Raw genomic sequence first — 19,475 nt, forward strand, 5'->3', positions numbered from 1 at the left:
AGCGCTGTGCCCTGTTATGCGTCCTGCAGCACCCGCCCGATAGCGGCAATCACCTGCTCGAAAGAGGAAAGCTCCTCGCCCAACTGCTTGCGGCCATCCGGAGTCAGCGTGTAATAACGCGCGCGGCGATTGGTCTCCGTCTTTTTCCATTCCGCCTTCACCCATCCCTGCAGCAGCAGCCGCTGCAGTGCGGGATACAAGGAGCCTTCTTCAACTGTCAGCACGTCATCGGAAAGACGTTTAATGGACTGGGCGATGCCGTAGCCGTGCAGCGGTGCGCGCGTCAGCGTTTTCAGGATTAGCATGTCCAGCGTTCCAGGAAGCAGTTCGGATTTTTTTGCCATGGGTTATATATAGATTGTCTATGGATAGAAAGTCAATGGCTGTTAAAGACCCCCGGATGCACCAAAATATGCACTAAATCGCTCGATTTTGCCTTGTTTTTTATCCCTATTGCGGTCTAATTTTGAAGCATCTGGCAGCACTCCGCGATTTTCCCCACATCCCCGAAAAGACAGGTTCAGTCTCGATTTGAGACAATATCTGTCATTACAGTCCTATTCGTAGGATTTGGGACGGCTTATCCACAAGATGTTGGGGTGCGACTGTTGATTCCACCTTCTCTCAAGTCTAGAGTTTCAAGTGGATACAGCCTTGTCCGCGCAGAGGAGTAATTCGCCATGCTGAAGCTGAAAAAAATCCAGATTCTGGGCTTTAAGTCCTTTTGCGACCGCACGGAAGTGGCCTTGCCCGGCGAGGGCATCGCTGTCGTCGTCGGCCCTAATGGATGCGGTAAGTCCAACATTCTGGATGGAGTTACCTGGGTATTGGGCGAACAGAGCGCCAAAAGTCTGCGCGGCGGCAAGATGGAAGACGTCATCTTTGCCGGTACCCGCGACCGCAAGCCATTGGGCATGGCTGAAGTTTCCATCACGCTCATCGATCCGGATGCTTATGCCGGTGGGCCATTACTGGATGAGCCCGAAGTTGTCGTCGAGACCGAACTGGACACGGATTGGGATGAAGAAAAGCTGCGGGAACAGAGTGCGGCTGAAGTGGAAGAGATTATTGCCGAATCGCAGCCCGGCCAGGTGATCGAAGGCGAAGCTCCTGCGGCAGCTGAAGCGCAGCCGGGAGAAGGCGAGCCCGGCAACAATGTCGTTCTGAAAATTCGACGCCGCAAGTTCCGCAAGACGCCGCAGCAGGGCGAGATCATAGTGACCCGCAGGCTCTTCCGCACCGGCGACAGCGAATACCTGCTCAACGGCAAATTGTGCCGCCTGCGCGACATTCAGGACATCTTCATGGGCACCGGCCTTGGACCGGAGTCCTACGCCATCATCGGGCAGGAGCGCATTGGGCAGCTTCTCAGCTCAAAGCCGCACGACCGCCGCGCCATTATCGAAGAAGCCGCAGGCATCACGCGCTTCAAGACCAGGAAGCGTCTTGCAGAACTGCGCCTCGAACAGGCCAAGCAGAATCTCGCACGCGTGAACGACATTTTTGAGGAAGTCACGCGCCAGATGGGATCGCTGAAGCGGCAGGCGGCAAAGGCCGAGCGCTATGCAGCATTGCGCGATGAGATGCGCGCCCGTCTACGGATTGTCCTGGCCAGCAAGATCGCACAGATGGATGCAGAACATGTCAGGTTTGAGGAAGAGATCGCTTCCCTCACCCGGCAGATTGATGAGCACAGTGCGCAGATACAGACTCTTGACGCCGAACACGCGGCAGGAATGCAGCGTGGATATGAGCTTGATGCTGCCGCAAAGGAATCGTCGACTCGAGCCAGCCAGAGCGCAGTCGAGCTGGAGCGGGCCACTTCGCGTCAGAACGCAAACCAGGAACGCATCGCAGAGTTACAGACGCGAGCAGCTTCTTCTACGGCAGAACTCGAACAGGCGAAGCAACAATTCGAGGGAATGAAGAACGAGCGCGAGTCGAATCGCGCTTTCCTCGAAAGCGCCGCAAGCGAAGCGCTGACTTTCCACGAGCAGGCCCAGGCAAAGCACCAGCAGGCGCGTGATGCGGTGCAGGCTGTTGCGACCGCCGAGCAACGGATGGAAGCGGCAAGACGCCAAGCCATGCAACTGCTACAACAGGTAGGCCAGTCGCGCAACCAGATGACGCAGGCTGAAGAGTCGCTGGCCGCACTGGACCGTGATGCGCAGCGCCTCGGGTCAGAGATGGAGTCGGTCAAGCGCGATCTGGAATCACTGGGCGCGGAGCGCGGACAGGTCTCAATCAAGTTTGAATCAGTCACTGAGACCCTCAATCGTCTCGAATCCGAAATCGCTGCCCTTCGCAATGAGATAGCAGCGAAACGAACAGCCGAAGTTGAAGCCAAAAAGCACGGCGATCAGCTTCGGGCTGAGGTTGCAACGCTTACTGGCCAGCGCAATTCGCTTGACGCGCTTATTCGCGAACATAGCTATTCGACGGACACTGTGCGCAAGCTTTTCCAGTCGAATTCTCTTGGTGGCGGACTCGCTCCGGTTGGAACATTGGCTGATTTTCTTGAAGTCACCGGCCAGCACGAAAATGTAGTCGACGAATTCCTTCGCGATGAGTTGAACTACATCGTGGTCAAGAGTTGGGACGCAGCCCACGAAGGCATGCGCCTACTCAAGACAGACGTAAATGGACGGGCGACGTTCCTTGTCCATCCTGAAGATGCGCAGGCGAAATTTTCCTTCGCAGGCGAAGCGAATGGCAACCACTACGAGCAGCAGAGTGGCGTAGTGCCGTTGAAGAATTGCATTCGGGTGCTGGACGGTTTCGGCAGGTCCCTCGAAGTGATTCTGCCCAAACTGCGCGATGGCTATGTGACTCCGGACGGCGAGACTGCTCGCGGCCTTGCGCTCGAAAACCCGAATGCTTTCTTCCTCGCTCCATCAGGAGAATGCTTCCACAATGTGACTGTGACCGGAGGCAAGCCTAGCGCGGCTGGCCCGCTGGCGCTGAAGCGCGAACTGCGCGAGACGCAGCAAAAGCTGGAAATCGTAGAAAAAGAGCTGGGTCAGGCGGACATTGCAGCGGCTTCTCTTGCGCGTGACCTTGCCGAACTGACGAATCAGCTCGATGCGCAAACAGAAGAGCGTCGCAGCGCTGAGCGTGAGAGCGCGAACCAGAGCGCCGCCCTGCGGCAAATGGATTCAGAAGTGCAGCGCCTCGAACGCCGGCTTCAAGAGTGGAATCTGCAGAATGAGCGCAACAAGGATGCGCGCAACGCCAAGCAGAGCTTCATCGAACAGCGGAGTGAAGAGATTACCCGCCACGAAGCTGCTCATGCGGCTGCGGAAAAATCGGCTGAAGAAATTCAGCAACAGGTTGAAGAGCTACGAACTGCTCGTGAAGCTGCGCAGCAGGAAGCGGCGCAGATGTCGGCGGAACTGGCGGGTCTCGAAGAGCGCCGAAAGGGTGCTGAGGCCGCCTTTGCCCGTATTGACCGCATGTATGGTGATTTAGCGCAGCGTGTTTCTCAGATTGAACAGCAACTGACCGCCGCCGGCACAGAACAACAGCAGCGCGTGCAGGAAAATGAGCAACTAGCCGTGCAGCGTGAGGATTTGTCGCAGGTTCGCGAGCAAGCACAGCAGGAAGTGGCCCGTCTGGGTGAAGAAGCAAAGACATTGCGCGCTGGTCTGGCGGAGACGGAGCAGAGATTGAAGATGCTGCGCGGGGAAACCGACGCTCTGCGCGAAGCTCGTAGCCAACATGCAACAAATGACGCCACTCTTACCGCAGATCTCAAGCACCTGGAGGAAACGAGCCTGAATGATCTTGGTATTGAGGCAGTTGCGCTCCGCCAGGACGCTGAAATCGCGCGCATTGAAGGCGAAGCACTTACTGCCGAAGACGAGACGTGCCGCGGATTCAAGCAGAAACTTGAGTCTATGGGACCGGTCAACATGATGGCGCTCGAAGAATACAAGGAAACGGAGCAGCGCCACCAGTTCCTGGAAACGCAGCGCAAGGACCTGCTCGACTCCATCGAAAATACCCAGGCCACGATCAAGGAGATCGACGAAATTTCGTGCACCAAGTTCGACGAGGCTTTTGTTCGCATCAATGAAAACTTCAGCCTGACCTTCGCGAAACTTTTCGGCGGCGGCCAGGCCTTCATGCGCCTCACTGACGAGGAAAACGCAGCCGACAGCGGTGTAGACATCGTCGCTCAGCCACCGGGCAAGAAGCTGCAGAACGTCTTTCTGCTCTCGGGCGGCGAAAAGGCGCTCACTGCGCTATCACTGCTGATGGGAATCTTCCAGTATCAGCCCAGCCCCTTCTGCGTGCTCGACGAAGTGGACGCTCCGCTTGACGAGACGAACGTAGGACGGCTCGCGGAAATGTTGCGCAGCATGGCTGACGATACACAGTTCGTAATGGTCACGCACTCCAAGCGCATGATGACCGCCGCCGATTTGATCTACGGCGTAACCATGCAGGAGCCGGGAGTGTCGAAAATTGTAAGCGTGCGCATGGGCGGGCAGGAACAGGCGCGAGAGCTGCGTCGCGCAACCGCGTGAGTAAAAACAGATCCTTCCCCTTTGTTCCACTTAGGGTCAGGATGACAACTCTAAATAACTATTTGTTGTCTGTTTTCGGCTTGTTTCATTCTTATCTATTGACATCGTCCATTCTTCGTGACAGGACGTTACATCGTTACATTTTTTGCACCGTTGCGATGCGTTGACAAACTTTTCCGGCAGAAGCAGAATCAACTTTCAGCCTCTCGACGAAAGGTTCCACTTCCTTGCCAGCCCTCCTCGAAACCGAAATCGGCGATCTTGTCTTGCATGCGCGCGGCAAGGTGCGCGATTTGTATGAAGTAGGCGAGTTTCTGCTGCTGGTGGCGACAGACCGCATCTCCGCATTCGACCATGTGCTGGCGACTGGAATTCCGGGCAAGGGCACAGTCCTCACGCAGATTTCTCTCTTCTGGTTCAATTTTTTAAAAGATATTGTTCCGAACCATCTCATTACTGCTGACTTGAATCAGTATCCTGAAGAACTGCACGACTATGACGACGAGCTGCGCGGTCGCTCGATGCTGGTCAAGCGCGCGCAGATGTTTCCCGTTGAGTGCGTGGTGCGCGGCTATCTTTCAGGCTCGGGATGGAAGGACTACCAAGCAACTGGCGCCGTCTGCGGCATACCCCTCCCGCAAAGCCTGCGGGAATCGGACAAGTTGCCGGAGCCAATTTTTACTCCGGCGACGAAGAGCCTGCACGGCAAGCACGATGAAAATATTTCCTTCGACCAGATGGTCTCGCTCATCGGTACAAAATCAGCAACAGCCTTGCGCGGTCTGAGCCTCGCAATTTATCAGAAAGCATCGAACCATGCGGAGAGTCGCGGGCTGATTCTTGCCGACACCAAGTTTGAATTTGGGACGACAGCGGAAGGCATCATACTTGCTGACGAAGTTTTGACGCCGGACTCATCGCGCTTCTGGCCGCGTGATAAATATGCGCCCGGCGGCGCGCAGCCTTCATTCGATAAGCAGTTTGTGCGTGATTACCTAGAGAGTATTCATTGGAACAAGCAGGCGCCTGCGCCCGGCCTGCCTGACGAAGTTGTGAAAAAGACGCAGGAAAAATATTTCCAGGCATACGAGTTGCTGACTGGAAAATCGCTGTCGCTGTAAGAAGTACGAGGTATACGACCGGGTATGGCACTGATAGATTGGGCGATCGTTATTATCCTGATCGTTTCTGTGTTGAGCGCGGCAAAACATGGATTTTTTGTGGAAGCGTTCTCGCTGGCAGGCGTGGTGCTTGGATTGCTTCTGGCCAGTTGGAATTATCAGAAACTGCTCCCGCTATTGGACCGTTGGGTGCATTCTCCGGGAGTGGCTGAAGTCATCGCATTTGTGGCTATTGCGATTGCGGTGATGGTGATTGCCGGGTTGGCCGGCAGGCTTATTCGATGGTCGGTGCGGTCGATTGGCCTGGGATGGGCTGACCGTTTTGTCGGCGCTGTTTTTGGCCTGCTGAAGGGCTGCGTGCTAGTGACGTTGGGAATTATGGCGATTGCCGCCTTTCTTCCTCGCGCCACATGGATGGAAAAGTCGAGGCTGGCGCCTTATTTTTTGTCGGCGGCGCATGGAGCTTCTGTGATGACTCCCGTTGAGCTCGGCGAACGTATACGGGAGGGGGTAAAAGCGATTCGCGATGCGCAACCGGACTGGCTGAAGCCAGACGCGTCTGTGGTTCCGGGGCCATTGCAAAACCAGAATAAGCCGGAAACATATCCGGCATAAGAGAGAGAGAGGAATCTGTGAAACGCGACCTGGAACTCCTTGTGACAGCAATGCATGCAGGCGGCATAAAGTATGCTGAAGCTGTGCGCGAATTCAAGCGCCATTATCTGCTCACTGTTCTTGCGCATAACAGGGGGAACCAATGCAAGGCCGCAAAGGAGCTGGGCGTTCACCGCAACACCCTCAGCCGCATTATTGCCGAGCTGAACATCGACCCGGCGCAGGTCCGCAATGGGCTCAAGCGCCCGCCGCACAGCGAGCGTCCTGTACTTGAGATGAAGCAGACCGCGCGTTGATCTTTCCGGTGGCCGTGGTCTCTGCTTTACTCTATTGAGAGACATGGCGAACAAGTCGAGTTCCACCACAATTGATCCAGTATTTACGCAGCCAGATGAGGGCAGTCCGCGCATTCATGTTCAGGGAGGTTTTCTCTGGGACCGGCAGGACGCTTATCTCTTTGACATAGATGGCACACTGCTGCGCAGCCGCGACCGCATTCACTACGAGTCATTTTTTGAGAGCGTGCGCAGTGTGATGGGGCGCGAGCTTGTGCTCGACGGTGTAACGTTAAGCGGCAACACCGATCCGGGCATTTTGTATGATGCTTTTCGTCTTGCCGAACTTGATGACGAGCATTGGCAGCCAATGCTCGCGGACGTGCTCGCGCACATGCGTGCTACCGTAGCCGCACAGCGCGACCAGATGGACCTGGTAAAGATGCCCGGTGTTGATGAAATCCTCGCGTATCTGTATGGCAAGAGCGCGGCGCTTGGTATAGGCACGGGAAATCTTGAATCAATTGGCTGGCTCAAGCTGGAAGTGCTCGGCGTGCGTCGCTGGTTTACGTTTGGCGGATTCGCAGACAACTTCCCTGCCCGGGCAGACATGATTGCCGACGCAGCCAGACAGGCGCGCAGCATCAAGGGAGCGGATGCTTCTGTCTGCGTAGTTGGCGATACGCCTTTCGATATACGTGCCGCGAGGGCCAATGGCCTGCCCACCATTGCGGTCGCTACAGGCCGCTATTCGTTTAATGATCTTATGCAGGACCAGCCTGAAGTTTGCGCCAGCACGCTGGCGGCTTTGATGAACGTATGACCTTTCGCAACAGCATGGTCTTACTCTTGTGCGGCGTGATCGTGGGATCAGCCTTGCACGTATGCGCGCAATCGCCCCAACCCGTCCAAAAACCACCCTCAGAACACGAAAGGAACGAAGCGTCGAAGGCATTTCTGGATGGAGCCAAGGCGCTAAAGAAAGACGATCTGCGCGAAGCGGAAAAGCAATTCGAGCGCGCAACGCAGATGGATCCAGGCAATACCGACTACCGCGCGGCGTTGAGCATTGCCAAAGAGCATCTGCTGACGCAACTGGTACAGGACGCGGGGAAAGCGCGTCTGATGGGACATGAAGATACAGCGCGCTCACTGCTTGCCGAAGCCTATCTCATCGATCCGAAGAACCCAATTGTGCAGCAGCACATTGTTGATATGGCGCGCGATGTTGAGCCGAAAGAGGCTGTCCTTATGCCTTCTGCCGAAGAAGCTGGCGAACCAGCGGAACTTAAGCCGAAGGGCGGAAGGCAGAGCTTTCATATTCGCAGCGCTGCCAACGAGGTACTGCGTCAGGTTTTGACGGCTTTCGGCATATCACCAACGCTGGATTCTTCCATCAGGAACCGCATTGTCCGCTTCGACGCTGATGACGTGGATTTTGCGCAGGCGGCAACGATGCTCAAGCTGATTACTAACACGTTTTTCGTTCCACTCGATGAAAAACGCGTGCTTGTCGCGCTAGACGACAAAGAAAACCGTGCTAAGTTTCAGCGCGAAGTAATGGAGACCGTCTATCTCCCCGGTCTGACTGCGACCGAAATGAGCGATATGGGCAACATAGCGCGCAATGTGTTTGAAGCGCAGCAGGCTACCATTCAGGCCTCTGCGCATACGCTTACAATCCGGGCGCCGCAGGACCGCATCAATGCACTAAATAAGATGCTCGTCGACCTGCTTGATGGCCGGAGCCAAGTGCTGTTGCATCTGCGTCTTTATGAAGTGGCGCGAATGCGGATGACGAACATCGGCGTGGAACTTCCGCAAACGACAACAATCTTCAATGTTCCCACAGAGGTCAATCAGATCATCCAGGCCAATCAGAGCGCCGTCCAGCAGATTATTGCAGCGGGCCTGGCGCCTGCGGGCGATAACCTGGCTATTGTGGCCATTCTTATCGCTACCGGCGTCGTTTCAGGTACAGTCTTCAATCAACCGTTTGCTTTGTTTGGCGGCGGAATTACCCAAAGCGGTCTGACCCTAAATCAGGGGGCAACGGTGAATCTGGCCCTCAACTCGTCGGACACACGAATGCTCGATCAGGTGCAGTTGCGCGTACAGGATCAGGAAGACGCCACCATCCGTAGCGGGACACGCTACCCCATCATCACGTCTACTTATTCAGGATTGACGGGGAATTCTCTCGGCATCCCCGGCATTTCGCAGGCAGGAATTTCAAGCGCGCTGCAGAACCTAGGCATCAATTCGGCGGCACTGCAAAGCACGGTTAATCAGACTATTCCGCAGGTGCAATACGAGGATCTCGGGCTGACTCTGAAGGCAACGCCTCACGTCCAGCAGAATAAAGACGTCGCCCTGAAGCTCGACCTAAAGATTGAATCGCTGACTGGCCAAACCCTCAACGACAATCCTATTCTCAATAGCCAGCAGTTCACCGGCTCAGTGACACTACCGCAGGGCGAGAGCGCGCTGATGATCAGTGATCTCACTCGACAGCAGAGCGCTGCCGTCAGCGGCATCCCAGGTTTGAGCGAATTGCCGGGCTTCCAATCTACGACGAACAAGGAAAGCAATCTGGACGTGTCAAAGCTAGTCATTCTCATTACACCCGAGATTGTCCGCCTGAGTCACACCAAGCCCGCAAGCCAGCTTGTGATGCTGCCTGTGCATCCGTAATCTGCTATTTGTCTTCCTTTTCCTGAAAGGCGACAATCTTCTGCAATGTCTCATAAGGCGCTCCGCCCATGGGGACGCCGCGACCGTTAATGAAGAGCGTCGGGGTCTCATTCACGTTGAGTGATTGCGCCAGCTTTATAGAAGCTTCGACGCTGGCCTTCGCCTCGGGGGTCAGCGTGCAGGAGCCGACTTTAGCGCCATCCGCGCCTGCCTTGGTGGCGGCCTCATTGAGCGTGGTATCAGAGGTCTGCGGCGTCAAACCTTCCTGGTTTTGAAATACCAGGTCGGCAAATTTGAAGAAGGCATCGTTGCCGTATAGTTTTGCCACGCACGTGCTGTAGAGCGCGGCTTTCATTGCCTCAGTGTGTATTGATGTGAGGGGAAGGTTTTCGAAAACGTAGTGCGCATTGGGAAAATCCTGTAACAGCCGTTGCACCGTAGGCTGCGCGGCTTTGCAATGCGGGCACTGGAAATCGGCAAACTCGACTAAAAGCAGGTTTTTGGATGCAGCGCCGCGCGAAGGCCCGTTGGCCTCGGCCAGCAGGAGTTTATGAGCTGCGTCGAATGGGCGCGCACCGAATGGCATCACCTCGCTCGAAATCAAGTGCTGGCCATCGGGAGTGGTGAAGAATTGCAATGTCCCGATTTGCGGGCTGGTCTTCTGCGCCGCCAGCACCGTCACCTTGCTTATGCCGGGAGCAGCCGTTTTCTGGATGGCCTGGATCTGCCACACACGGTCAGGGTCGTAGCCCCAAAATTCATGTAGGAAGGCATTCACCGTGTCCTTGCTCGGAGTGTCCACCGTGAAATTAGCAGGATCTACCGGCGGAAACTGCGGCGGCCCTGTTGGCCGAGGAGCAGCGGCGGGGGCGCTGGGCGCCGCGGGCACTTCTTCCGTGGTTGATTGCGCGTGAAGCAGGGGTGAGGTTATGCCGATGAAAACAATCGCAAAAAGAGTATTGCGAAGAGAAGCAAAAAGTTGCATCGAATTCCTTTCTAATCCTGAGTCTATACCTGAACTTTTACCGCGATGGGAAAGCGCCTGCCCGGCCCGAAAGCCTTCTTCGTAACTTTGAGCACAGGCGCTGCCTGCTGGCGCTTGTATTCGCTGCGCTCAACAAGTTTGACGACTTTGCGCACCAGTTGGAGATCGACATGCTGTTTCGTCGCTATCTCTTCCGGCGTTTCGTAGCGCTCCACATAAGCCTCGATTATCGGGTCGAGCACTTCATAGGGCGGCAACGAGTCCGTGTCCATCTGTCCCGGGCGTAATTCGGCTGAAGGTGGCTTGTTAATGGTGGCTGAAGGTATCCGCTCACCATTGCGATTTGCGAAGCGGCTGAGGTCGTAGACGCGCGTCTTTACCAGGTCGCCAATTACCGCCAGCGCGCCTACCATATCGCCGTATAGGGTGCAGTAGCCGACCGCCATTTCAGATTTGTTGCCGGTCGTCAGAACCAGGGCGTTGAACTTGTTCGACAAAGCCATCAACAGGTTGCCGCGAATGCGCGATTGAATGTTCTCTTCTGTGATGTCGGGCTTGAGGCCGGTAAACAGCGGGCACAACGCCTTGTCGTATTCTGCAAACAAACCGCTGATGGAAATAAGTTCAAAACCAATGCCAAGATTCTCAGCCAGCTTACGACCGTCTTCCACCGATCCGGCTGACGAATAGGGGCTCGGCATGCCAATGCCCATGACATTTTCTTTGCCTAGTGCGTCAACTGCAATCGCAGCTACCAGTGCCGAATCAATGCCGCCGCTCAGGCCAATCAGTATCTTAGAAAAGCCGCACTTCTGCACATAATCCCGGGTGCCCAAAACAAGCGCGTTATAGACCGCTTCATCCACGTTGTCCGTTTGCCAGTGCACATCGCCGGCGCGCGCGCTCATGTCGGCAAAGACCAGGTCCTCTTCAAACGATTTGGCCTGAGCAATCACCGAGCCGTCAGCGGCGATCACCAAGCTCGACCCGTCAAAGATGAGTCCGTCATTACCGCCAACCTGGTTCACCATCACTATGGGCGCGCAGTGATGGCGCGCAATCGCGGCGAGCATGTCGCGGCGCGTCCTACGTTTTCCCCGCCAGTAAGGAGATGCAGCGATGTTCAGAATGATGTCGCCACCTTCGCGCATCAGCTCTTCAACGGGGTCGACGGTATGCAGCCGTTTCTGCCAGAAATTCTTATCGTTCCAGGTGTCTTCACAGATAGTGAGCGCGATGCGCTTGCCGCTAAAGTGGCAGAGGTGCTGTTTTTCGGCAGGCGCGAAATAGCGCTGGTCGTCGAAGACATCGTAAAACGGCAGCAGCATCTTTGATTGCACAAAAGCTACTTCTCCTTCGCGAATCAGAGCCGCCGAGTTCATCACGCGCTTTCCGGTACTGGCATGAGCAGGCGTAACGTAGCCAACGATGCTTGCGATATTCAGCTCAACGGTGGCTTGTGCGATCTCTACAATGGCCTCTTCTGATCGCGCTACAAACGATGGTTTATCAAGAAAATCCGCCGGCGGATAGCCGCAGACGGCAAGCTCGGGAAAAAGAACGAGGCCAGCGCCGCCTTCGGCTGCCTTGCGCGTGAAATCGAGAATCTTCTCTATATTTCCGGTGAAATCACCGATAGTGGGATTGATCTGAGCGAGCGCAATCTTCACTCTCTTAGTGTAGCAATCTACCTGACGACCTTCTCCCAGGTCAGTTGGACGGCAACAACGCCGTCACCTGAAGGGATAGGCGGTGTGCGCAGGATCAGCCGATTGCCCTCGCGCTTGTGATAGCGCAACTGCGCCGTTCCCAGCCAGTTGGGAAAGAGGCTCACTTCAACATGATGCGTCACCGTATCGCCTTCAACGGTGTAAGGGCCGGCATAGGCAATGTAGTCGCGTTTGCGGCTGGCCTTCTCGACGTTGTGCCTGCGGCCCGCGGGGCTGAGATTGCCGCTCATGTAGCCTTCGGCAGAATAGAGAAGATAGCCCACAACGTGGTCGCCCCACGGCTTCTCAACCGTGCCGTCCTCACGGAGAAAAGAATAGTCAACCAGCTTCCACGTCCCGACAAAGTCGCTCGCAGTCGTGTGGTGCGTGCCGGCTTCTTTTGTGTTCGACATAACTATGCTTCCGGTAGCACCAGCGCATCGAGTTCCAGAAACTGGCGCACAATCTCGTCGTCGGACCGCTCCATTTCTTCCATCGTTCCGAAAAAGTGCGATTTAGCCTGATGCAGAAACAGTACTCGGTCAGCCAGCTTTTTGGCGAAGCGCATGTCGTGCGTCACAACAATGCTGGTCAGGTGGAGCTGATGCTTTAGCTTTTGAATCAGGTCGCCCAGCAAACGCGCAATCAGTGGATCGACCATCGTCGTTGGTTCGTCGTAAAGAATCGCCTCGGGCTGTGCGGAAAGGGCCCGCGCGATGGCCACACTGCGTTTCATGCCGGTTGAAAGGTCGGACGGCAACAGTTCTTTCATGGCCGCCACGCCTACCATCTCCAGAAGACCATTCACGATCTGTTGGATCTGGTCTTCCATCAACTCGCCGCGCTCACGCAGAGGAAACGCTACATTCTCGCCGACCGTCAGCGAATCAAACAGAGCACCATTCTGAAAGACCATCGTCACCTTGCGGCGGATGGTCTGCATCTGCTCCTCGGTGTATCCGCAAATGTTTTCTCCGGCGACAAGAATCTCTCCTGAATCCGGCTTGAGAAAGCCCATGATCTGCTGCAGAGAAACCGACTTGCCAACGCCGCTTCGCCCCAGAATACAGAGCGTTTCGCCGGGTAATACATAGAAGCTCACGTCATCGAGCACCACCAGATCGCCAAATGACTTCGAGACTTTGTCGAAGGCGATGTAAGGCTCCGGAGCGGACGCCGTCTGCTTCTCTTCCACTACGACGATGGGAACAGTACTCAATACAGATTCCTAAACATCAGCTTATCAGCAGCTTATCAGCGCTATGTCCGCTGGTGTATTCAGGTTCTGAAACCAGCGGTGCAGCGGAAGCTCGTGCGGCCAGTCGTCGCGCGTTGAGGCAACGGCTTCCACGCTGAAGATGTCTATTTCGGATGGCAAATCGGCATCGGTAATTCCCTCCATTACCTTGTAGATGCCCGACTCAATCGCAACTCGAACCCCAGCCAGCAGATTGCGGCGATACACGGCACACAAAGGCTCTGGCCTTCCTGCCAGCGTTGGAATGGTCGCACATGCACCTGTGATGCGGGCGCGCTCGATCAGATATTGCACGAACTCCACGGGCAGCAGGGGCAAATCGACCGGAAGAAACACATTCGATTCGCTGCTGTTTGACGCCAGCGCAGCTTCAATCCCGCCGAGCGGGCCGCATCCCGGGTGCAGATCCGCAATCACCGGAGCAAACATCGCAAGATCAGACCGAGTGCCTACAATGTGCGGTTCAACGCCCGCAGACTTCAGCAGGTCGACAGCATGAGCGATGAGCGGCTTGCCGGCATAGAGCAGCAACGCCTTGTCCGTTCCCATGCGCGTGCTGCGCCCGCCGGCGAGAACGTACCCGTTCACTTCCCCAGCTCTTCAAAGAAGGTGATGATGGATTCAATGCCGCGATAGAAATTCGCCAAGTGAAATTTTTCGTTCGGCGCGTGCAGATTGTCATCAGGCAGGCCGAAGCCCATCATCACTGTCGGGATTTTCAGGTGCCGCTCAAAGTCGCCGACAATCGGGATCGAGCCACCCGAGCGGATAAAGACCGTATCCTTGTTCCAGACCTGCTTCAGCGCGTTTGTTGCAGCCTTGATGTAAGGATTGTCCGTGCCAATTACAATTGCATCGCCAGAATGAATCAGCCGCACGTCAAGCTCAATGCCTGCTGGCTTCAGCGACTCGACGTAGCTCTTGTACTTTGCAAACGCCTCAGTCGGCGTCATGTCCGGAACGAGACGCATGGAGACTTTGGCGACGGCTTTGGCTGGAATCACTGTTTTTGCGCCCGCTCCGGTAAAGCCTCCGGGCATGCCGTGAACATCGAGTGTAGGCCTCGCCCAGGTGCGCTCAATGACCGAATATCCCGATTCGCCTGTTAACTGCGATGAGCCGACCTCGGTCTGGCGATAATGTTCTTCGTCGAACGGCAGGCTCTTCCACGCTTTCAGCTCATCTTTGCTCGGAGCCTGCACCTTGTCATAGAAACCTGGGATGAGAATGTGCCCGTCTTTGTCCTTGAGTTGTGCAATGATTTGCGCCAGAGCAACAAACGGATTCGGCGCCGCGCCGCCATAGATCCCTGAATGCAAATCGGTCTTCGCGCCGCGTGCTTCGATCTCGGTATAGATCATGCCGCGCAACCCCACGCACAACGTAGGCAACTCAGGCGCGAATAGTTCCGTGTCTGACACCAGAGCGAAATCAGCCTTCAATTGCTCCCGGTGCTCGCGCACGAATTTCGCGATTGATTCGCCGCCAACCTCTTCCTCGCCTTCAAGAATCACACGGATGTTCAGCGGCAGCTTGCCGCCGTGCGCAGCAAAGAGCGACTCGAGCGCCTTGACGTGCATGTACATTTGGCCTTTGTCGTCCACCGCGCCGCGCGCGTAGAGATTGCCATTGCGCTCTGTCGGATCAAATGGCGGCGAGAGCCATTCATCCAGCGGGTCGGGTGGCTGCACATCATAGTGTCCATAGCATAGGCACGTCGGTTTGCCTGCGGCGTGCAGCCAATCGGTATATACTAGCGGGTGCCCCGCTCCCTCGATGAGCCGGACATTCTCCATCCCAATGCGCTTCAGTTCGGCAACCAGGGATTCGGCTGCACGACGCACATCGCTTTTGTGCTCGGGCAATGTGGATACGGACGGAATCCGCAACAGCGTCTTTAATTCATCCAGAAAGCGTGGGTATTGTTCCCGCGCATATTCAACAGCAGTCGGCATCGTTTCTCCTCAAGCTTAAACATCCCAGTGTATCGCTGCGCCATACAATTTACTCTGACCGATCACGTCTGGGATGAAACCGGATGAACCGCTTCCTGTCTGCGCTTCGCGCGGTTGCGCCACACAAGTGCGAGCACCAGCAGAAGAATGATGTTCGCCAGCAGTGCACCCGAGAAATCGATGCCCACATCAGAAACCTTGCTGGTGCGGTTGGGCAAGAACGACTGGTGCCACTCGTCCCACGAAGCCAGCAACAGCGTTGAGATAAGCGCCAACGGTGCAACAACAGTAAAGATTCGGCGGTGGCCCTGCATTCTTTCTGAAAATGTAGCGCGCCAGCCTTCGAAAAAACTCAGACTTACCAACCCGTATCCAACAAAATGCCCGGTCTTGCGAATCCAGTGATGGACCACAGCCCAGTGCTCAGGCGTGATCGGGCCAAAGAGCTTGACCCAGATGGGCAACAGCCAGCGGCTGGTATTGTTCGCACCCATCATTGCGGTCGACTCGGTTAGGATTACGGCAATCCCGATCATCGCCGGAATCCAGTGCAGGAAAAGATAGAGTCGTGTTCTAGACATTCGTCAGACTTAATACCGTGCAATTGTAGGATCTACCAGAGCCGACCAGGCGTCGATGCCACCGCGAAGCGATTGAGTTTTCTCAAAGCCCTGGTTGCGAAGCCACACTGCCACGTTCATCGAGCGCACCCCATGATGGCAGATGGTGATGATGTGCGCGTCCGGGTCCAGCTCCTGGTTAGCGCGGCCAGGCACGTCGCCCATTGGCATCAGAATGCTGCCTTCAATGCGCGCAACGCCATGCTCGGCAGGCTCGCGCACGTCCAGCAGGACAACATGCTCGCGCTCTGGGCCGGCAAGAATCGCTGCCAATTGTGAGGGAGTAATTTCGTAGTCGAGCATGTATTCAGGATACATGCTCCGTAATGATGAGTTCAGCGCTGCGGGGCCGCGCTCGTGGCTACATATTGCTGCTGCTGCGGAGAACTTCCGCCCGGCTGCGAAGCAGGAGGAGGGTTAGACGGCGGCTGCTTCTGTTGAGTCTGGGTTGAGCCGGAACCCGAGTCTTGTCCCATTCCGGACGGAAATTGAACCGGACCCATTGTTGGATGATCCTTGTCGTTGTCCGTAGGCAAAGTCTCACCGGGCTCACGCAAGGTTGGCGGAGCCTGCGGCGCGCTCTGCTTGGCTACATCTCCTGGAGCTTCGTCACCCATCTTTATTTCGCGCGTGTTCGGAGCAGGATTGTTATTCCAATAATCCCCCATTTCATTTTCAGCGCGAATCACAGGGGGCTTGCCGACCTCGGCGATCTCCACGCGGATGACGCGGTTGCCATTGATGCGGATGAACTGAACCGGCTGCGGGGCTTCGCCGTATATCCATTCTTCAAATGGCATCTGCCCCTGACGCTCGCGAATTTTCTGCTGGGGTTCTCCCATTGCGTAGATCACCATATCCGTGCTCATGCCCACAAGCACATGATGATCGAGGATGGCCTGCTTAAGCTTCGGCGGCAGAGTGTCGGTGTAGGCCACTACAGGCGACTTCACGCCGAATCCAAGCAGCGGAGCGAGCAATGCTTCAACCGTTTTGCCGGAGATTTCCGGGACCGCGTGTGGAAACACGAGCGTGATGCGCGACCCAACGGGTTCTTGTCCATTGTCCTGTACAACGGGCGTTGTATAGTTCGGATCCGTCCCGATCGAAATATGCCGCAGCCACTTGTGCTTAGGGTCGGGGCCACCATTCAGCAACAAAACAATTTTGCCCTCTTTGATCTTTACGTCTGTGATTACGCAACGGTCTCCCGCCTTTGCGGATGTGCCCTTCTGGCTGAGCTCATTCATATAGTCAGTGCCGCTGGGCTGCATATCCCCGTTTGCGTGCAGAGTCAACCCGGCAAGCGGAAGAGGCCGCATTGCGAATCCCTGCTCGGCAGTCAGAGAACGTATGAGTTCCTGCTTGCCTCGTTCAGTCAGTGGATTAGTGGGGAGAGAAACGTTGGTAGGGTGAAACTCGAGGTAGTGCCCGCCCATGCCTTCCGGGGTGACGGTAAAGACCTGAGAATTGGCGGTGACTGAAAACAACATCAGCAGCGCAGCCGCGCCGGCTGCGATCCGCAGCAGGCTGCCTGTCGCCACTCGCAACAGGCGCCGATTCCACGTGCCCTGAGTTGCGAACCCCTGCATGCCGAGGCCCCCAAAACCTTTCGCTCTATAAGCATGGCGCTATTCAGCGGCTTTTGCAAGCCTCAGCTCGCTAAACCGTGCATATATTGTTTTGAAATGGGTGAAACAGATTTATGCGAAGCTATTCCGATTGTGGCTCTGAAGCCTGTCGAGGCGCTTCGAGGACAACCTGTTCATCTACTTTTGTTTCTGAAGCTTGCGATGAATTGCCATTCGCAGGAGGAATCGCAGGCAATATTTGTATCAATTGAGGTTCATTAGATGTCGTTGCTGCACCCATAGCAGCCTCATGTTGCTTTCTCGCAATTGCATCCAGATCCACTGGAATGCCACCCGGCACAATCACAGGCTGAGCGTAGCGATGGGCATAGTCGCGGGTGGCTCTTATCAAGACAATTGAGAGCAGAGGCAGAACGATGACCGCAACAGCACTGCCCTCGGGTCCATACCCGCCGCCGGTGAGCCATAGTGGACCAACAGCATTTGTCGTGATTACAGGGTTGAACACTGTCGATCCACTCACCGGTAATCCGAATAACAGGCCCATGCTCGCATTCCAGGCAAAGTGCAGCCCCCAAGGCAGCCATAATGCCCGCGTGCGCAGATAGGCAATTGAGAAGAGCCACCCCGCAAGAATCGTGACCAGAGTGCTCGCCGCGGTTGCATTCGTGTTCAGCAGATGGATCACAGCGAACAGCACGGACATACCGAGTGTAGCCAGTGTGGGTCCGATGGCGTCAATCAGTCGCTGGAATGAATACCCGCGAAATGCTACTTCTTCAGCCAACGCCGCAACGGCCAACGTCAGCAGGTTTACAAAGAGAAGAAAAAATTGATGACTGTCCGTCCAAAAACGAACCACCAGGCTGCCAAATAGAGCGATGGGCAGCACGCATGCCACGACGCCGCCCCACCCGAATGCTGCTCCTACTGCAAATTCGCGTTTCCAGCCTTCGCGCCGCACGAGGCCCATCGTCTTCAGCGGCTCGCGCTGGCTCTGACCCGCATAGCCCATCGCAGCGTATCCGACCAGAAGCAAAAAGAGCAGAATGGCGCTCTGCACCAACAGAAACCAGTCGCCTGTACTAAGTCCATTCGCCGCGCGCAAAGAAATCTGCTGCGCGAAGACGAAGTAAATTGCGGCAATGGCAAACCAGCTGAAGGCGCGGAGGCGTCCGGGAGATTTCATCGGGAAACTCCGTCAATACTCAGCAGGGACAACAATTCCGTGAAGAACGCCATTATGTCTATGTCGTATAGAACTGCGCGATGTTGCGAAACTTCTCATAACGGCGCGATAGCATATCTTCGAGCGGCAGCGCCTTGATCTCATTGAAGTGCCAGGTCAGCTTTTCATCCAGCAGCCGAGACGCTTCTTCAACATTCGACTGCGCTCCTCCCTCCGGTTCTGGAACAATGTCGTCTACGCAACCTAGCGCTTTCACGTCTTGCGCCGTGATCTTCAGCGCCTCCGCCGCCTGTGCCCGCTTGCTGGCGTCGCGCCACATGATCGAAGCGCAGCCTTCCGGTGAAATTACCGAATATACTGCATTCTCCAGAATCAGCACGCGGTCAGCAACAGCCAGCGCCAGCGCGCCGCCTGAGCCGCCTTCGCCTGTGATTGTGGCAATGAGCGGCACGCGCAGCCGGGACATCTCCATCAGGTTGCGCGCAATCGCTTCGGCCTGCCCGCGTTCTTCCGCGCCAATGCCAGGATTCGCGCCTGCAAGATCAATAAAGGTGAAGACCGGACGCGACCACTTTTCGGCTATCCTCATGGCGCGCAGCGCCTTACGATAGCCCTCGGGATCAGGCGAGCCAAACTTGCGCTGGATGCGCTCTTTTACCGTACGTCCTTTGAGGTTGCCGATCACCATGACCTCTTCGCCGTGGAAGCGGGCCATACCGCACGACATCGCCTCATCGTCGCCAAAGGCGCGGTCGCCGTGGATCTCGCTGAAGTCAGTGAATATGCTTTCGATAAAGTCCATCGGATACGGCCGCTGCGGATGTCGTGCCAGCTCCGTTTTCACCCACGCCGCAGGCGTGGCCTCGGCCACAGCCTGCATCTGCTCAACACTACCTGCCTGCTCAGTCATAGACGCTGCAAGTCTTACTTTTC

At 55.9% G+C, this 19,475-nt stretch carries 18 protein-coding genes; 6 read left to right on the forward strand and 12 right to left on the reverse strand.

Translation table 11 applies throughout. The features are described from left to right. Positions 1-14: 14 nt before the first annotated feature. On the reverse strand, positions 15-344 hold the full coding sequence (locus tag VEV40_RS01410) for a PadR family transcriptional regulator (protein WP_324829597.1): 330 nt from the start codon (positions 342-344) through the stop codon (positions 15-17). A 336-nt stretch (positions 345-680) separates the two neighbouring features. Here VEV40_RS01410 and smc point away from each other — a divergent pair, with 336 nt between their 5' ends. From smc to VEV40_RS01440, 6 genes are all read left to right on the forward strand, one after another. Beyond that, on the forward strand, positions 681-4,529 hold the full coding sequence (gene smc / locus VEV40_RS01415) for a chromosome segregation protein SMC (RefSeq protein WP_324829598.1): 3,849 nt from the start codon (positions 681-683) through the stop codon (positions 4,527-4,529). A gap of 227 nt (positions 4,530-4,756) precedes the next feature. Then, positions 4,757-5,650: a phosphoribosylaminoimidazolesuccinocarboxamide synthase gene (locus VEV40_RS01420; protein ID WP_324829599.1), complete on the forward strand. Its 894-nt coding sequence runs from the start codon at positions 4,757-4,759 to the stop codon at positions 5,648-5,650. A 24-nt stretch (positions 5,651-5,674) separates the two neighbouring features. Further along, a complete protein-coding gene (locus VEV40_RS01425) occupies positions 5,675-6,265 on the forward strand; it encodes a CvpA family protein (protein WP_324829600.1) in 591 nt (196 codons plus the stop codon). A 17-nt stretch (positions 6,266-6,282) separates the two neighbouring features. Then, positions 6,283-6,561 carry a helix-turn-helix domain-containing protein gene (locus VEV40_RS01430; protein ID WP_324829602.1) on the forward strand — a complete coding sequence of 93 codons (279 nt, stop codon included), beginning with the start codon at positions 6,283-6,285 and terminating at the stop codon, positions 6,559-6,561. 43 nt (positions 6,562-6,604) lie between these two features. After that, positions 6,605-7,363, forward strand: a complete 759-nt coding sequence (locus VEV40_RS01435; protein WP_324829604.1) for an HAD family hydrolase — start codon at positions 6,605-6,607, stop codon at positions 7,361-7,363. Next, positions 7,360-9,234, forward strand: a complete 1,875-nt coding sequence (locus tag VEV40_RS01440) for a hypothetical protein (RefSeq protein ID WP_324829606.1) — start codon at positions 7,360-7,362, stop codon at positions 9,232-9,234. The genes VEV40_RS01435 and VEV40_RS01440 overlap by 4 nt, the downstream gene beginning before the upstream one ends. 4 nt (positions 9,235-9,238) lie before the next feature. Here VEV40_RS01440 and VEV40_RS01445 read toward each other — a convergent pair whose 3' ends face one another. The 11 genes from VEV40_RS01445 to VEV40_RS01495 form a co-directional block, all read right to left on the reverse strand. Then, positions 9,239-10,219 (reverse strand): DsbA family protein, encoded by a 981-nt coding sequence (locus tag VEV40_RS01445; RefSeq protein ID WP_324829608.1) that lies wholly within the window; start codon positions 10,217-10,219, stop codon positions 9,239-9,241. 23 nt (positions 10,220-10,242) lie between these two features. Next, a complete protein-coding gene (locus VEV40_RS01450; protein ID WP_324829609.1) occupies positions 10,243-11,889 on the reverse strand; it encodes an NAD+ synthase in 1,647 nt (548 codons plus the stop codon). Positions 11,890-11,906: 17 nt separating this feature from the next. Beyond that, positions 11,907-12,341, reverse strand: coding sequence for a lipocalin-like domain-containing protein (locus VEV40_RS01455; protein ID WP_324829610.1), 435 nt, complete (start codon positions 12,339-12,341; stop codon positions 11,907-11,909). A 2-nt stretch (positions 12,342-12,343) separates the two neighbouring features. After that, positions 12,344-13,147, reverse strand: a complete 804-nt coding sequence (locus VEV40_RS01460) for an ABC transporter ATP-binding protein (RefSeq protein ID WP_324829611.1) — start codon at positions 13,145-13,147, stop codon at positions 12,344-12,346. Positions 13,148-13,171: 24 nt separating this feature from the next. Further along, entirely contained in the window at positions 13,172-13,774 is a 603-nt protein-coding gene (gene mobA / locus VEV40_RS01465; protein WP_324829613.1) for a molybdenum cofactor guanylyltransferase, read from the reverse strand. Then, entirely contained in the window at positions 13,771-15,141 is a 1,371-nt protein-coding gene (locus VEV40_RS01470; RefSeq protein WP_324829615.1) for a dipeptidase, read from the reverse strand. The genes mobA and VEV40_RS01470 overlap by 4 nt, the downstream gene beginning before the upstream one ends. Before the next feature lie 62 nt (positions 15,142-15,203). Further along, the gene (locus VEV40_RS01475) at positions 15,204-15,722 is read right to left on the reverse strand and encodes a VanZ family protein (RefSeq protein ID WP_324829617.1); all 519 of its coding nucleotides are present in this window, start codon (positions 15,720-15,722) and stop codon (positions 15,204-15,206) included. A 9-nt stretch (positions 15,723-15,731) separates the two neighbouring features. Next, entirely contained in the window at positions 15,732-16,079 is a 348-nt protein-coding gene (locus tag VEV40_RS01480; protein WP_324829618.1) for a rhodanese-like domain-containing protein, read from the reverse strand. A 17-nt stretch (positions 16,080-16,096) separates the two neighbouring features. Then, positions 16,097-17,353: a hypothetical protein gene (locus VEV40_RS01485; protein ID WP_324829619.1), complete on the reverse strand. Its 1,257-nt coding sequence runs from the start codon at positions 17,351-17,353 to the stop codon at positions 16,097-16,099. 121 nt (positions 17,354-17,474) lie between these two features. Then, the gene (locus VEV40_RS01490) at positions 17,475-18,542 is read right to left on the reverse strand and encodes a type II CAAX endopeptidase family protein (protein ID WP_324829621.1); all 1,068 of its coding nucleotides are present in this window, start codon (positions 18,540-18,542) and stop codon (positions 17,475-17,477) included. 58 nt (positions 18,543-18,600) lie between these two features. Further along, the gene (locus tag VEV40_RS01495) at positions 18,601-19,452 is read right to left on the reverse strand and encodes an acetyl-CoA carboxylase carboxyltransferase subunit alpha (RefSeq protein WP_414637767.1); all 852 of its coding nucleotides are present in this window, start codon (positions 19,450-19,452) and stop codon (positions 18,601-18,603) included. Positions 19,453-19,475: the final 23 nt, after the last annotated feature.

This window comes from Alloacidobacterium sp., from assembly GCF_035631355.1.
Taxonomy (GTDB): domain Bacteria; phylum Acidobacteriota; class Terriglobia; order Terriglobales; family Acidobacteriaceae; genus Alloacidobacterium.